This is a genomic window from Shimazuella sp. NTD247 (assembly GCF_059510415.1).
The window spans coordinates 44944-59901 of sequence record NZ_JCAJZU010000003.1 but is presented as its reverse complement, the minus strand read 5'-3'; the positions used below and the strand labels follow the sequence as shown (position 1 = coordinate 59901).

The 14958-nt window shown below is 36.3% G+C and carries 15 protein-coding genes; 3 read left to right on the top strand and 12 right to left on the bottom strand.

Translation table 11 applies throughout. The features are described from left to right. Positions 1-78 precede the first annotated feature (78 nt). Entirely contained in the window at positions 79-849 is a 771-nt protein-coding gene (locus AC5WOC_RS08655; protein WP_496055013.1) for a divergent polysaccharide deacetylase family protein, read from the bottom strand. Between the two features lie 311 nt (positions 850-1160). On the opposite strand from AC5WOC_RS08655, the gene AC5WOC_RS08650 reads away from it, so the two are divergent. Next, the gene (locus tag AC5WOC_RS08650) at positions 1161-2105 is read left to right on the top strand and encodes an alpha/beta hydrolase (RefSeq protein WP_496055012.1); all 945 of its coding nucleotides are present in this window, start codon (positions 1161-1163) and stop codon (positions 2103-2105) included. A 57-nt stretch (positions 2106-2162) separates the two neighbouring features. Here the strand turns inward: AC5WOC_RS08650 and AC5WOC_RS08645 are convergent, their stop codons facing one another. From AC5WOC_RS08645 to sugE, 5 genes are all read right to left on the bottom strand, one after another. After that, a complete protein-coding gene (locus AC5WOC_RS08645) occupies positions 2163-2375 on the bottom strand; it encodes a DUF3951 domain-containing protein (RefSeq protein WP_496055011.1) in 213 nt (70 codons plus the stop codon). An 80-nt stretch (positions 2376-2455) separates the two neighbouring features. Continuing rightward, positions 2456-3016: an RNA 2',3'-cyclic phosphodiesterase gene (thpR, locus tag AC5WOC_RS08640; protein WP_496055010.1), complete on the bottom strand. Its 561-nt coding sequence runs from the start codon at positions 3014-3016 to the stop codon at positions 2456-2458. 343 nt (positions 3017-3359) lie between these two features. Then, positions 3360-3674, bottom strand: a complete 315-nt coding sequence (locus tag AC5WOC_RS08635) for a hypothetical protein (protein ID WP_496055009.1) — start codon at positions 3672-3674, stop codon at positions 3360-3362. Positions 3675-3752: 78 nt separating this feature from the next. Then, positions 3753-4532 (bottom strand): exodeoxyribonuclease III, encoded by a 780-nt coding sequence (locus tag AC5WOC_RS08630; RefSeq protein ID WP_496055008.1) that lies wholly within the window; start codon positions 4530-4532, stop codon positions 3753-3755. Positions 4533-4635: 103 nt separating this feature from the next. Next, positions 4636-4965 (bottom strand): quaternary ammonium compound efflux SMR transporter SugE, encoded by a 330-nt coding sequence (sugE, locus tag AC5WOC_RS08625; RefSeq protein ID WP_496055007.1) that lies wholly within the window; start codon positions 4963-4965, stop codon positions 4636-4638. 326 nt (positions 4966-5291) lie between these two features. On the opposite strand from sugE, the gene AC5WOC_RS08620 reads away from it, so the two are divergent. Then, positions 5292-5579: a hypothetical protein gene (locus tag AC5WOC_RS08620; RefSeq protein WP_496055006.1), complete on the top strand. Its 288-nt coding sequence runs from the start codon at positions 5292-5294 to the stop codon at positions 5577-5579. Positions 5580-5595: 16 nt separating this feature from the next. Here AC5WOC_RS08620 and AC5WOC_RS08615 read toward each other — a convergent pair whose 3' ends face one another. Then, complete coding sequence (locus tag AC5WOC_RS08615) at positions 5596-7674, bottom strand: 3'-5' exonuclease (protein WP_496055005.1); 2079 nt, start codon at positions 7672-7674, stop codon at positions 5596-5598. Between the two features lie 111 nt (positions 7675-7785). Then, positions 7786-8100, bottom strand: coding sequence for a winged helix-turn-helix transcriptional regulator (locus tag AC5WOC_RS08610; RefSeq protein WP_496055004.1), 315 nt, complete (start codon positions 8098-8100; stop codon positions 7786-7788). A gap of 306 nt (positions 8101-8406) precedes the next feature. Here AC5WOC_RS08610 and AC5WOC_RS08605 point away from each other — a divergent pair, with 306 nt between their 5' ends. After that, entirely contained in the window at positions 8407-9231 is an 825-nt protein-coding gene (locus tag AC5WOC_RS08605; RefSeq protein ID WP_496055003.1) for a hypothetical protein, read from the top strand. Positions 9232-9308: 77 nt separating this feature from the next. Here AC5WOC_RS08605 and AC5WOC_RS08600 read toward each other — a convergent pair whose 3' ends face one another. From AC5WOC_RS08600 to AC5WOC_RS08585, 4 genes are all read right to left on the bottom strand, one after another. Beyond that, positions 9309-11378, bottom strand: coding sequence for a HelD family protein (locus tag AC5WOC_RS08600; protein WP_496055394.1), 2070 nt, complete (start codon positions 11376-11378; stop codon positions 9309-9311). Between the two features lie 678 nt (positions 11379-12056). Then, positions 12057-12203, bottom strand: a complete 147-nt coding sequence (locus tag AC5WOC_RS08595) for a hypothetical protein (RefSeq protein WP_496055002.1) — start codon at positions 12201-12203, stop codon at positions 12057-12059. 16 nt (positions 12204-12219) lie between these two features. After that, on the bottom strand, positions 12220-12963 hold the full coding sequence (locus tag AC5WOC_RS08590) for a hypothetical protein (RefSeq protein ID WP_496055001.1): 744 nt from the start codon (positions 12961-12963) through the stop codon (positions 12220-12222). Between the two features lie 125 nt (positions 12964-13088). Next, a complete protein-coding gene (locus AC5WOC_RS08585) occupies positions 13089-14843 on the bottom strand; it encodes an ABC transporter ATP-binding protein (RefSeq protein ID WP_496055000.1) in 1755 nt (584 codons plus the stop codon). Between the last annotated feature and the right edge of the window lie 115 nt (positions 14844-14958).

Genomic DNA, 14958 nt, shown 5'->3' with positions numbered 1-14958 from the left:
CAAACTTGAAAAGTTTACTTATTTATAATTATAATATAAACGTATTTTATAATATTATAACCCTGTGTGAAACGAATTTTATTCTTGATTTGATTTGGAGAGTAGCGACGAAACGGGAACCATCTGTAATCCTTCGCTTTGGATTACAGAGAGCATAGAACGAATCGCACTCATCGTCTTTTTTCCTTGTATTCCAACATGTCCAATGGCTACGCTTTTTCCCTTTTGTTTTCCCACCTCTATCATTTTTTTAATTTGTTTTTCGATCGCATAACGAGAATGGACATTATCTAGAAAGATATCACGTTTGATATAACGAACACCCAGCTCATCTGCTACTTTTTTCCCTTTGGAATGAGTGCTGGTTGCACTATCAACAAAGAAAAGATTTTTTTCTTTCACCACTTCCAACACTGCACGCATAACCCTTTCATCACTAGTTGCCTTTGACCCCATATGGTTATTTATACCCTTTACATAAGGGATACTATCCAAATCTTTTCTCACTTGTTGTTTTATTACATCAGTGGACATATCTGTAGTGACCGCCCCAGGGCCAAGCCATTCTTTTTTTCCATGTGTAAACTCCATCGGGAGATGAAGAAGTATATCAAAACCAGCTTGTTTCGCCCGAACTGCATCGACTTTGGATGATTGTAATAATGGCATAATCGCAACAGTGAGCGGTGCCTTGATCGAAAATAACTCCTCTGTTCCCTTCAAATTATTTCCTAAGTCATCGATAATAATCGATACTTGCTTTGTACCACTAGAAGCATCCGAAACAAAACTGAATGACAAAGCAATTACGCTAAAAAAACATAGTAAAAATGCTGCCTTTTTTTTCATACACAGTCCTCTCTTTATTATTATTTATCAACATCTTTTGCTAACCTTAAAAGGATTATCCTTGTTAATTTTTTCAATAAAAATGATTCGATAAAATGATGATTTATAACCTTATTATTATGGGATTTCAAATCTATCATTTATTCCCATCAGCGCAAAAATGAAGGGTTTTTGTTTATTAATTACATTAATTTTTTTGTAAATAAAATAATAATGACTTGAAAATTGATAGAAATATATATTTTAATATTAGTAGAAAATTCTTTTATATAAGGTTTTGAATATTGAATATGTAAATAGGAGGTTGTGGGATGATCTGGTGGGGGGTATTGCTTGGATTAACTGTACTTTTTTCTCTTGTCGTCTACAGTATATCTTTATGGGGATATCAAAATATAACACGAAAAAAGAAATTATCAACCGAGGAATGTTTTCAACTAGTTGAGAAGAGAGGGCTTTACACCCGTTCAAAATTTAACGAATTACCAAAAAAAGAAATCAATATCCAAAACAAAGATGGATTAAAACTGCATGGTTACTACATTGAAACCAATCCCTACTCCAAAAAAGTAATGATTCTTATACATGGTTATACAAGAGCATACCCCATGACCATGCAATTCACTGATCTCTATATGAAACAGGGCTTTAACCTTTTAGCTATCGATCAACGTGCACATGGACAAAGTGAGGGAACCTTCACCAGCTATGGTTATTATGAAAAGTATGATGTGAAAAGCTGGATTGATTGGGCTCGAACCGAAATTGGAACCGATGCCATAATCGGCCTTCATGGCGTCTCCCTTGGCGGAGGAACAGCACTAGAGTACCTTCATATCAATGAACATGCCAAATTTATCATTGCCGATTGCCCATACTCCGATTTAGCAGAGCTAATTCGTTATCAAATACGTTATTTATATAAAGCACCTACCTTTATTTTTTATTATACAATCGATTTCTTCGTCAAAATTTTTGCACGGTTCAGTCTATCTGATGTCCGTCCAATAAAAGCAGTGGCGAAAAGTGATCTGCCAATTCTATTTATTCATGGAAATAGGGATCGCTTTATCCCAACGGAGATGAGCAAAAAATTATATGAAGCAAAGCAAAACGGATTGAAACGCCTGTGGATCGTGGAGGGAGCAGGGCATAGTGATGCCTTTCGGCGGAACAAACAACAATATGAAGAGGAAGTTAGTTCTTTTCTTCAAGAAGTATTTATTATCAATGAGAATAATGCAGAAGTAGTTTAAAAGAGCTGATGATATAATCTCAGCTCTTTTTCCTTCATTTATTACATAGCACAAAAATTAGTGCTTTTTATCCTTATCATCACCATTATCTTGATTTTCTTCTTTCTCTTCTTTTTCTTCATGAAATTCTGTGGAAGTTTGCCCAGTTATAAAATCAAAAGGGGTATACACTGTTTCAATCGTTTTCCGCTGGATATAAAATTTATACAATACGATACTGATTAATGCTGTAATCACAGCTAAGGGAAGTATCATGATAAACATCATCATAAAACAAACTATCCTTTCCATTGATGAGCATGCTCTACAACACAGTTCTTTTGTTTCCTTTGTCTTGTTTAAACTCTAATCTACAAAGGAAACATACTTATTTCATGGTACATCGGCCCTTGTCCTAAAATCGTTTCATAAAGCACCATACGATCTGCTATCCATTTAAAGTTACCGATAGGATGTCTTGTTAATTCACTCCGATCAAAATCAGCAGAAGCATATTTACGAGCTAAGGTGATATGCGGGTTATATGGCCGGCTTTCCGGCGGAAAACCAACAGGAGCTAGAGCAGTCGTCACCTTCTTCTGCAACGCTTTAAGCTGATCCACTTCGCCTTTCACACCTGCCCAAAAAATACGAGGCTGATCGGATTTGCCAAAAGTTCCTAACCCCTCCATCGCTAACTCAAAAGGAACCTGGTGCTGGCAAACTTCCTTTAAAGCTTGTATCGTTTGTTCTAATTGTTCCTGCGAAGTACTCCCTAGAAAATGGAGCGTGATATGTATGTCTTGCGGATGTATCCATTTGCGAAAAGGAAGCTCGTCTTGTGTTGTTTTTATCCATTCCCCTATTTGTTCTTTGAGCGACGCTGGCAATGGGATAGCGACAAATGTACGTCTTTCTTGGGATTTATTCAATTATATTTCACCTTCTTTGGACTTTTTTTATATTATGGCTCAGAGTTATTTGGACAATTAGGGGAATGGATGGTTTGAATTTTCAGTTATAATGGAATTCGATACAAAATAATAACTAAAATTTAATATGAATGGTAGTTTTCATTTTTTATGGAGCGTTTGAAACGATGAATTTTCTGATGAAGTAATTGAAACTCTTGAGGATAACCCATTTGCGAAATCAATTGTGTTTCACCGGATTAAACGATCATAGAGAGATATAATTTAATGTCCCCACCAGATGAAAAATTGGCTGTTCATCTGGTGGGAGGAAGCCTATTATAGCTTCATTATGTAAGAAAATCTACCGCTTCACTACCTTCAGATAAGGACGATTTTTGTGACCACCAATGTGCATCTCTGCGCGGAAACCCGCTTTGTGCAGAGTGGTGATATAGTTACCAAGGATGGTTTCGAGCGTCCGCATTCCGTTGGTCTCCTCACGCGATCCATCCAGGAATCGGTAGGAAACACGGGCTGCATCTGCATCAGCGTGCTGTTCGACTACAAAACCAGCAGACACGCAGCGGCCATTATTGGCATGGAATCGAGCCTTGTCGTGCTTCTTCTCCAGAGCATTCGAAACATCAATCAGCAGTGCAACATTTTCCTTACCCACTTTTTCTCCCTAAGGGTTTGGCTTTTCATTTTCTCATTCTCCAGTGTAAAGTAAGTTTCTTGTGATGTATACCTTGTTTTAGAAATAAACGCGTTCTTCCCCTATATGAATCTCTAATTCGATAGGACAATGGTCTGAACCCATTACATCATTGCTGATTGCCGCCTTCTCTATTTTATTTTTTAGCCGCTCAGAGACTACAAAATAATCCAGACGCCAGCCGGAATTTTTCGCCCGGGCATTGGAGAAATTAGACCACCAAGTATACGCACCTTCCTGATTAGGATAAAGATAGCGATAGGTATCGATAAATCCTTCCTTTAATAACAAGCTGAACTTTGCTCTTTCTTCATCAGAAAAACCTGCACTCTTGCGGTTTGTTTTTGGATTTTTAATATCGATCTCTTGGTGAGCAACATTGAGATCTCCGCAAAAAATAACAGGTTTATGCACATCGAGTCGCTTGATATAATCCAAAAATACTTCTTCCCACTCCATTCGATAATCCAACCTAGCTAATCCTCTTTTTGAGTTAGGTGTGTATACGGTCACCAAATAAAAATCCTCAAAAACCATTGTAATAACTCTGCCTTCTTGGTCATGTTCTTCTATATCCAATCCATAAGTTACTGCAAGCGGTTCTTGTTTGGTAAAAATAGCTGTTCCAGAATACCCTTTTCTGTTCGCGTGATTCCAATAAACATGGTAATTTCCCCATGTTTCATCAACCAAATTTTCATTTATCTTCGTCTCTTGTAAACAAACTATATCTGCATCTGCTTCTCGAAAATATTGTTGGAAATCGCCTTTTTTCATGACAGATCGCAATCCATTGACATTCCATGACACTAATTTCATTTCCGTTCCTCCAAATAAGTAATTCTGATCGATTGCGACCATACTTAAATTTATACAGAACAAAACCGATAATTGCAAATATATGTTCTTCTCCCGATTTTCATTAATGTCCTTCTCCACCAGAAACTACTTTCAAACCAACGATTCCAATAACAATCAAAAAAATAAATAAAATGCGCAAAAACTCACGCGATTCCCCAAGATAAATCATTCCAAAAATAACGGTTCCAACTGCACCGATCCCGGTCCAAATCGTGTATGCTGTCCCAATTGGCAATGTTTTTAGCGCAAGCGAAAGAAGATACAGACTGACTATCATTGAAATAATCGTAAAGATACTCGGAACTAATCTTGTAAAACTTTGCGTATATTTCAAGCCTACTGCCCAGCCCATTTCAAATAAACCTGCAATAATGAGATATATCCATGCCATTTCTTTTATCCTCACTTTTCCTATCAAACCGTTCCATTTCAAATAATAACAGGATGAAATCTTAACATTAGATCGAATAAAAAGCAGGATATTACTCTTTCATCCTGCATTCAATCGGCTCTTTCAAACATATTTAATAGTAGTATAAACAGATCCAGTCAAATGAATCAAAATGATCAGCACTCTTATTTATCAGTAAATCATACAATGATAAAAATGATTTTATCCAAATAACTCCCCCTAAATTACAAACATACGTTTGCTTTTTTAGTTCAGTTTCTATAAAATAAGAAAGCGAACAGCAATCCGTTCAAGGGGGCAAATAAATGTATGCACAAAAAGCAAAATCACTGTCCAAACCACTCTTAATTATGGAAAAATCAACTTATGAACAATCCAATCAAAGCTATCGAATTGTAGGGAAAGGACCTTCATTGTTTGTCTTAAATAGTATATTCCCTTCTATAAATGATTTTAATTTCATTTGTGAGATTTTAGCAAAATTTTTCACCATTTACGCTCATTTTAAAACAAATGAGAAAACGCGTACGGTACAAGGCTGGATAACCATTTGTAAACAGAATAATAATTCTCAAAAAGCAAAGCCTTGCTGACAAAGCAAGGCTATTTTTATTCAGATGACATTAAAAAAGGGCTTGGCTTTCCATGATAACTGATATAAAGCATCTCCCTGGCTCTTGTAGCTGCGACATAAAACAAAGAACGTTCTTGTTTTAAAAGAAGCTGTCTTTCTTCTTCCGTTTCCTGTTTGTCAATAACAAACTGAAGCGGCATAAAACCTTTTGCTACACCAACTAAAAAGACAACGCGGAATTCTAACCCTTTGCTGCGATGCATCGTTCCATAGTGGACTCCTGACTGTTTAAAATGAGAACGAGTAGTCAATGAATTCAATGGAATATTTGCTTTTTGCAATTGGGAAACAAATCTTGTTAACGTTTTTGATACTCTGCCAAAGATGGCGATTTCATTTGGCCTGTAACCTTGCGATAATAATTTTTTTATTTCTTGAACCAGAAACTCCCCTTCTTCTTCTCTGGAAAAAAGTTTTTTCACGAATGGTTTTGAACCTGTCAATAGAGAAATATCATCAGTGGTATTCGTTCCTCCATCTAAATTATCAAATTCGATACCTTTTAATACATCAATTGCTTGTTTTCGAATTTGTTCTGTCGTTCGATAATTTATTCTCAGTCTTTTCGATCTTGATCCGCGGATATCAATTCCGCAGCGAGACATAACCACACGATGTCCATATATTCCCTGTTGTGGATCCCCGACAAAAAATAAATCATTTCGATTTACAGGAACCAGTGCTCGAACAAGCTTCAATGCTTCTTGAGAAAAATCTTGTACTTCATCGACAATTGCCACTCGATATTTTATCAGTTGCGAATTTTGCTCTAACCAGATTCTCGCGTGTCTGATCAAATCAGCATAACGAAACCATCCTCGTTCCTCCATCCAATAACGATATTTTTCAATTACTGACCAAATTTTCGTGCGTATTCCTTTACCAAGACGCTGTTTCATCCCAATTCGAACCACTCGATAGTACTGTTCCAAATCGCTGATTCCTTCTGGATCAATGACATAGCGATATTCCTTTTTTGCTAATGCTACTAGCTCCTCATCTAATTGGTATGCTGATTTTACCTGCTCCCAGACTTCATTGTCTCTTTCCTCTGTTACCAGTTTTTTGATTGTCAATCCAATATTTTGCTCACAAATTTCACGTGCAAGCGAGTCTATATTTTTAATAATGATCCGTTTGCGAGCTTGTCCACTAACGAGATGATCCATCTGTTCCGCTAGTATATCTGATAGATTTGCCGTGTATGTGGTGATCAATATGGTTTCATCTTCATGAATATAATTTTTTGCTAAATGACATCCACGGTGTAATGCAACAACGGTTTTTCCTGTACCAGCACCGCCAAGTACACGTACAGATCCAGAAAAATCTTTTTGCACCATTTCTAATTGACTCGGATGGAGAAAAAAACGCCATTTTTCAAATGTGGATGATAAAACTTCTTGGAGATGGTGATCCGAAGTGATAACAGCAACTTGCTCAGGAGTATTAAGAAAAGATTCCATATAAGAAGTACCTGGATTGCGACAATCCATTATTGTTTCCAGTACATCTTCATATTGATCGCCTTGCGTTAAAAATTGAAGTGCCAGCATCGCATCTTCTGGTATATGATCTCCTAATGCCAAGAGCTCTTCTTCTGTAGTCACGGATTTAACTTGGACAATTACGTCTGATGGTACACCTAATGCCAGAAGCTGTTTCGTAGTGTAATTATAAAATAATCCAGATTCCTCTTCGATAAATTGCCGCTGAGTATTATCGATATACATCTGAAAAGTTCCTGTATATCGATTTACTTCAAAGCGTCTTCGTTCTGCCCAGCGATAAGCATCATCATGTTTATCAACATAAGCAAGCATATAAACATCTTCTGATTTCGGTTTAAAAATAATAGCTCGGTAATCATTATTAATACGAGCGGAATACACATTAGAATCTGCTGTTCGTTTTAGTCTTTCAAAATTTATCCCATTTGCCTCTGGGTTGTCTTTTAGCTTAAAGACTAAATCCCAAGTGCTTTTTTGGATTTTTTGCGGAAGTTGGGTGAAGGAATCAGTGAAAGTTCGATGCAAAGAAACGTTTGGCATCATCTAACCTCCTCTTTCTATACCTTTCTGAAACAACTTTCATAATAAATGCTATTATTTATCTGAAAATTACATTATATCATTTTACTGGAACATTAAACTAGAACATCATATTCACTTTTTATTTTCGCTCCATCTACGAATCCCTAGCAGAATGAAAATAAATTCTTTGCCTTCTTCACTCAATACGTATTGCATGCGAATTGGTTTCGAAGAATACATCTGATGATGAATGATATGATTTTGTTCCAGAAAACGCAGTGTTTCTATTAGTGAAGTAACGCTTATATTTTGCAACTTATTTTTTAATTGATGGAAAGGATATGGCTGATAGAGCAACTGAGTAATAATCGGAAAAGACCATTTTTTTGAGATTAGTTGCTTTGCTTTGTGTAAAGCGTCAATCCTTTTTTGTTTTCGTTCATTCATTCCTCACTACACCTCTGATGTGAAAAATCACAATACTTTTCTACTCTCTTAATATGAAATCACGAATATAGGGATAGAAGCAATAAAAAACAGATAATTAATAATAATTATCTGTTTCATTCTCAACCGACCTGTCCACTACGTCCAAATAATAGATAATATTCCTCACTCCGTTCAGATCACAATGAAAAGTCATGGTCATTTTGCAAGAACACATTCATCTCTAATCGAACATAACTCATACACATAGCATTATTTTGAGGTAAAATAGATGCAGGATACTTCCATTGATGAGAGGAAAAAAATATGGATTTTCTGTTATTTTTATGGAAAACGTTATGGATGAGTGCAGTTGAATTGATTTATTTAGTAGGTGTATTGATCGTCATTGGTTTTTTACTTGGAATTTTAGAAAAGCAATCACAAATCTATTTAACTCGTGCTTTTGGAAAAAAAGGAATTCTTGCCACCGCATGGCTGGGAACTCCCATCCATGAACTAGGTCATTTAATCCAGTGCATCATTTGGGGGCATAAAATAAAGTCCGTTAAATTGCTGCAAACAAATGATCCAAACGGGATTTTGGGTTATGTAGAACATGGATATAATCCCAAAAGTGTTTATCAACGGATTGGTAACTTTTTCATAGGAATAGGACCCATTATAAGTGGTATCGGCTCCATTATTTTAGCCATGTATTTATTAGTTCCACAATCCTTCGTCACCCTTCAGTCTCAAATCCAACAAAGTGCAGCTGGAGGGAAACTTGACTTCCATATCATTCAAACACTTGGACAAGCTGTACTTACAATGGGAGTAAGTTTATTCACCATTGAGAATTTCAGCAAGCCTGCGTTTTGGATTTTTGTTATCCTTGCGATCTGTATTTCTTCACATATTGCCTTGAGCAAAGCAGATATAAAAAATTCATCACAAGGTTTACTTACAATGTTTCTCGTTCTTTTACTATTTAATCTTGTAGCGGGTTTAATGGATGTGGATACATACCAAGTAATCGAACAGTTTACTGAATACAATGCGTACTTACTCGTTTTTTCAAGTATTGCACTCTTATTTTCTTTACTGACATTAGTAATAAGTTTTCTTTTATTAAAAATGAAAAGATATTAAGATAATTTACCATTTAAAACCTATTTGCATTAGAACACCTCTTGGAGCAAGGATCAAAAAGCATAGATTCATACGATCTATGCTTTTTCCATTTTTTTTGATTTGTGTTTTATTTGTGCAATCAATGGTGAGATACTTTTATCATATGTTATGAAAAGGCGATGTAATGCGCGTGTACAGCCAACATAGAGCAACTTAGCATGCTGATCATTATCTGGATAATTTAACTCGTCTACATCCATTAACAGCACAGCATCGAACTCCATTCCTTTTGTTAAATAGATGGGTACTACGGAAATACCACCAAAATACTCTCTCTGATCCCAAGAAATGTGATTTACTTTTATTCCTCTTGCTATTAATCTTTGATATACATCAACAGATGTTTTATCATCTCTCGTTACAATCGCAATAGTTTGCATTTCTTCTTGTTTCAGTTGCTGTAAAGTATTTTCTAACCATGTCCATTTATGATCGAATTGCAATGATACAACTTGTACTTCTTCTCCACTTCGAAAAACAGCTTCAGCGGGTTTTACGCCTGCTGTATAAGGAGCAATTACTTCGTTTGCAAAATGAATAATTTCCATCGTAGATCGGTAACTTCTATCCAGTTGATGAAATCCTAGTTTCTCCTTCTTAAATAGGTTAGAAAATTCATCCCATTGTCTAATTCCCTGAAATTCGTATATATTTTGCAAAATGTCACCCAAAATTGTAAATGAATGACTTGGACAATGATTTTGCAAAACAGCTACTTGAAAAGGAGAAAAATCTTGTGCTTCATCGATCACAACATGATCAAATTTTTGCTCACTATCAATTCCATACCAACGATCATGAATATATATAAGTGCTGCCAAGTCATCGTAAGTTACTTCCGATTTTTTTCCCTTTAACTTTTGGTTGTCATCTAGTAAATTGGTATTTTTCATAAACGAACGGTAAAAATCAATTACAGTATGTTTTGGCCAATACTTTTTGTAGGCGGAAAATTGTTTATTTGCTTGTTTTTTTAGGTTACCATTTGAATCATAGCCACGAATTGCTTTGTACTCTGTTTCTATCCAACGTTTGATTCTGGCCATAACTCTTTCTTTTCTTTTCATCAAAGGATAGTGTTTATATTCAAGAAAAAACCACTTCTTAATCTCTTCTGCTGGTAAATGCTTGTTCTCCCAAACTGTCAGTCCTCTATCTGGTAAATAGCTTGTTTCATATTGCTGCAGCGATGCTTCTAATGCTTCTAAAAAAGTATAACTTCCCTTTATATTTACGGTTTTTTGATAGGAATTAGGAGCGAACCACTCTATCAGCTGCTGTTTTCGATCTTTTACTTGAATGTTTTCCTTTAATATGGATAATGCCCAGTCTTCAAAAACAGTTTGCTTGATTGAACCTACACCCAATTCAGGTAAAACTTCTGATATGTAGTCTAAAAACATGTGATTCGGTGCGAAAATAACAATTTTCTCCGCTTTGATGTTTTGGTGTTGGTATAGCAAATAGGCTAATCGATGAAGTGCTACCGTTGTTTTCCCACTGCCTGGAACTCCTTGAATCAAAACAGCACGGTTATAATCTGCTCGAATAATCGTGTCTTGCTCTTGCTGAATAGTTGAAACAATGTCTCTTAATCTATTGTCTTTGCGATCTCCTAATCGGTACAGCAAAAATTCATCTGTTACTCCGATATTCTCTTCTCCACGCACATAGCTGTCTACTACTCGCTGCAATACTTGGTTACGGATGGCGATATTTCTCTTTAAGTGGATAATCCCCGTAATCTCTCCATCAGGTGATAGATAAGAAATGGAATCATCGGAACCTGTAAAAGAATAAAACATACTCGAGACTGGTGCACGCCAATCGACAACAACTAATTTGTTTGTTTTGGTATCTTGTACGCCAAATTTACCTATATACAAAGGAACAATAGATCCCTTTCCATCTTCCGCAAAATCCAACCTTCCAAAGTAAGGTTCTGCTTTTGCCATTTGTATATTTTTCTTTTGCAGCTGCCTCTGATCATCTAGTAGTTGTTCTACCACATCTCTTCCATAATAACGAGGAATTTGCAGTAGTTCTTCGTGAATTCTTTCCATTTTTGCTAATGTATCGTTTAATTTTTCTCTCTCGTATTCCATCGAATTCAACTTGATTCCTCCTTATTAAATAGAAAAAACCATGATGAGCGCTACAAAAAGTAACATCATGGTGTAGTTACAAAAAATCCCTTGCGATAGGAAGAGCATTTTATCATGCTTTCCATTGAATGTCGATATTTTTCAACAAAACAACATCCATCCAGTTCCTCTTGAACGGATGGATGTCCTGTCATTCATTTCTTTCTGTTTGCTGCAGATTGGATTTTTCGAATTCTTCCCAAATCTTCGCTGCTCATCTCTTCCGCCTTTATAAATTGATGAGCATCTTTTTTATCATGAAAGGAGTACTCTCCAATCAGTTCAAGGTCTCGGTTAAAGTATAAGGTACTGTAGTTCAGGAAATTGGGTCGAACCATAACTCAATTTGTAAGACTTTTTCTTTTTTAAATTCTTGTTGCAGCCATGCAGGTTCATCCTGCAATACGGATATAACCTTTTGACAACTCCATGCGGCTAAAGCCGTTGGATTCTTGGGACGATAGCCTCATGACTATTTCATTACCAAGCTAACCCCGTGCGCCCCACGGTTTATGTTTGTTGATTTCTTCTTTGCCGCAAGCAAACTTGGTTTTCGTCTGTCACGACTATACATACCATGGGAATGTTTGTTTGTAAACTTGCTTTTTTCCAAAGGTTGAACTAGTGAAGAAAAATTCCTTACCCTCGTTCAACGCTCGCTTTCATCCCACGATTTAAACCGTGGGTTTTCTCGCTCGCAATGTTATAAGTGATATCTACTTTCATTCTTTGATCAGCATTTAATTGGACCAAATGCTTTCCTTTGGCTACTCTTTCGCTTTTCAATGAAATCTTCCTCTTTTTAAGTAAGTGTGGATACTTTATTTACATACCACGTTTTCATACTCTCAAAAAATAATATTGCATTTTTCACCATTTCTAGCGCATCTGCGATTGATTTCTCATCTGGATAAAAACGCTTTGCATGGTAATAAAAACGAACAGCATACCTTTTTCCTTCACGCGGCAAAAGAGGCAATACATGATTTTTCGGCATATTCCAAATGCGAATGGGGTCGTTTTTTTCAAGAGTAACAACTTGATACATTAAAGGAGTAACTTTTGTACACAGCAATCGAACCAATTGTGTTAATCGATCTTTCCCATGATCCAATAGTAATGCTAGATATTCAGGACAAGTGTCTATTTCTTTCAGTGAACGATGGGCAGACGCAATCAACTGATCATTGGTTGCTTCGGAAACAGGCAGTTTTCCAGCTAATAAGTGATATGTACCTGGGATAGGTCCTAACATTCCCTCAGGTAATGTAGTCGAAAGTGCTTTACATTGAATGTAACGAAAAGGAAACGTATTTATTTTTGCGAGCTCTTGATGTATTTTAAGAGACAATTCTACTGGAAGTAACCATTGCTTACAAAAAAGTGATTCGTGGAGAAACACCTGAAAATCAATATCACTAGATCCCTGAATAAATCCGCCTTTAATCGCAGAACCATGTGCGATAATACCAATAAATTTTTCAGCTGTTATCCTTTTATACACATCAGCAACTTGATCAGCAATTACTTTTACTTCCTTTTGCATGTGTCCTCCCTTGAAATAGAAGTCGCATCGCGATTTCTATTTTAAGATAGTAGATTTCTCTTGGTTTCCTGCCATGGAAAAAGAGTCATCCTGTGACGACTCTTCCAATATAAGAAGGAAAAGTTTCAGCCAACAAGTTCCGAAACTTGATATTGTTGTTTTGCTAAATCATAGTAGTATCCTTGTCGTGCCATCAGTTCTTCATGGGAACCAGATTCTTCTATACGACCTTTATTTACTACTAAGATCCGATCTGCATTTCGGATTGTAGCAAGACGATGAGCCACTACTATAATGGTCTTGTCTTTATAAACTTCTTCCAAACATGCTTGTAACAAATATTCCGTTTTCGCATCTAACGCTGATGTTGGTTCATCCAACAACAGAATCGATGGCTTTCTGAGCAATGTTCTAGCTATCGCAAGTCTTTGTTTCTCTCCACCAGATAAACGCACTCCGCGATCGCCAATCAGGGTATCCCAACTATCTGGAAGATTTTCAATCAAGGTCATCAACTGCGCTTGTTCTGCAGCTTCATTTATCTCCTCATCTGTAGCAGAAGGATTCACATAGCGCAGATTATCTCGAATGGTCCGATTCCAAAGAAAGATATCTTGTGGAACCAAACCGATATGCTTTCGGTAATCTTGCAGCTGATAAGATGTATGGGCACGTCCATCGATTAAAATCTGTCCAGCACTCGGATTGCCGAAACGCATTAACAAATCAATGATGGTAGACTTTCCTCCACCAGTAGCCCCAACTATTCCGATAAATTCTCCAGGATGAATAGTAAAGGAGACATCTTGCAAAATTTCACGTTCATCAGAATATCCAAAAGACACATGTTGAAATTCAATCTGACCTTTTGTTTGTTCCAATGGAATAGCTTCTTCCTGATCAATGTTTTCATCAGGGAAATCCATCATTTCTTCATAGCGCTCAATCTCTGGCTTTAATTGGTCGCGATCCATATAAAGCGAAAACAGAGAATTAATCGCACTATAAAATCTTGGTACATAAACTGTAAATGCTAGTAATTGCCCTATCGTCATTTGATGATGAAAAATGAAATAGATACCAACAGCATAAACGAGACTAGTGCTCAATGAATCTTGCAACTCCCAAAACAATCTTCCTTGGAAACTTCGTTGTTTTTGTAATTGATTTTGCAAATCTCGATACTTTCTATTTAGTTCTTGACCATGCTCGATTTCAAACTTTTCCTGCTGAAAAGTTTGAACCGTTTTTAGACCAGGTACAACTTCTGTAATGAATACATCATACTCTTTTTGCGCAACACTGATTTCTTTGTATGTGGTACGCCAAAATTTGATTCGCCGATAATAGAAATAAACCATCAATGGGGCAAAAAATAGTACAATCGTAGAAAGCTTTGCATTCATGGTGAGCATTACTACACCAATAAACAAAAATGAAAGAATACTGTCAAAGCCATTGAGCAGCTTGTTTACAAATACAGATATATCATCACAGGTCCGAACCAATCTTCCTGTAATATCACCTTGTTGATACTTGCTCAATGTTGTCGGAGATAACTTTAGTAACTTTTCTAATAGTTGAAACCGTAATTTCACCGTTATCCGCGTTTGAACATCATTTTTATATACGTTTTCTAGTGCTGAAATAAGCATGTTCAATATTGGGATAACTGCTATTCCAGCAACACACAAAATCAGTAAATTTACATTTCGATGCGGCAACGCCTTATCCACTAAATATTGCATCAGCCATGGTGTAACCAAACCAAGACCTGTTGTAATCAACATTACCAACATACTTAAAAGCATCATCCGACGATGTTCACCGATAAATTTCATCAGATTCAATCGATATTTTTCTGGCTTATTCTCTCCCATCACAACACCTCATTTATATGAAAAACATAAGGTAAGACTTTCTTATTCTAACAAATTTTTTTCCGATTAGAACAAAGGAGTGAACAGAGTAAAACAACGTGTAATTATTGTTTTG

Bases quoted from the DNA above. Each gene is read 5' to 3' on its own strand.
- AC5WOC_RS08655 (WP_496055013.1), bottom strand. From the start codon at position 849: ATGAAAAAAAAGGCAGCATTTTTACTATGTTTTTTTAGCGTAATTGCT.
- AC5WOC_RS08650 (WP_496055012.1), top strand. From the start codon at position 1,161: ATGATCTGGTGGGGGGTATTGCTTGGATTAACTGTACTTTTTTCTCTT.
- AC5WOC_RS08645 (WP_496055011.1), bottom strand. From the start codon at position 2,375: ATGATGATGTTTATCATGATACTTCCCTTAGCTGTGATTACAGCATTA.
- AC5WOC_RS08630 (WP_496055008.1), bottom strand. From the start codon at position 4,532: ATGAAATTAGTGTCATGGAATGTCAATGGATTGCGATCTGTCATGAAA.
- sugE (WP_496055007.1), bottom strand. From the start codon at position 4,965: ATGGCATGGATATATCTCATTATTGCAGGTTTATTTGAAATGGGCTGG.
- AC5WOC_RS08620 (WP_496055006.1), top strand. From the start codon at position 5,292: ATGTATGCACAAAAAGCAAAATCACTGTCCAAACCACTCTTAATTATG.
- AC5WOC_RS08615 (WP_496055005.1), bottom strand. From the start codon at position 7,674: ATGATGCCAAACGTTTCTTTGCATCGAACTTTCACTGATTCCTTCACC.
- AC5WOC_RS08610 (WP_496055004.1), bottom strand. From the start codon at position 8,100: ATGAATGAACGAAAACAAAAAAGGATTGACGCTTTACACAAAGCAAAG.
- AC5WOC_RS08605 (WP_496055003.1), top strand. From the start codon at position 8,407: ATGGATTTTCTGTTATTTTTATGGAAAACGTTATGGATGAGTGCAGTT.
- AC5WOC_RS08600 (WP_496055394.1), bottom strand. From the start codon at position 11,378: ATGGAATACGAGAGAGAAAAATTAAACGATACATTAGCAAAAATGGAA.
- AC5WOC_RS08590 (WP_496055001.1), bottom strand. From the start codon at position 12,963: ATGCAAAAGGAAGTAAAAGTAATTGCTGATCAAGTTGCTGATGTGTAT.
- AC5WOC_RS08585 (WP_496055000.1), bottom strand. From the start codon at position 14,843: ATGGGAGAGAATAAGCCAGAAAAATATCGATTGAATCTGATGAAATTT.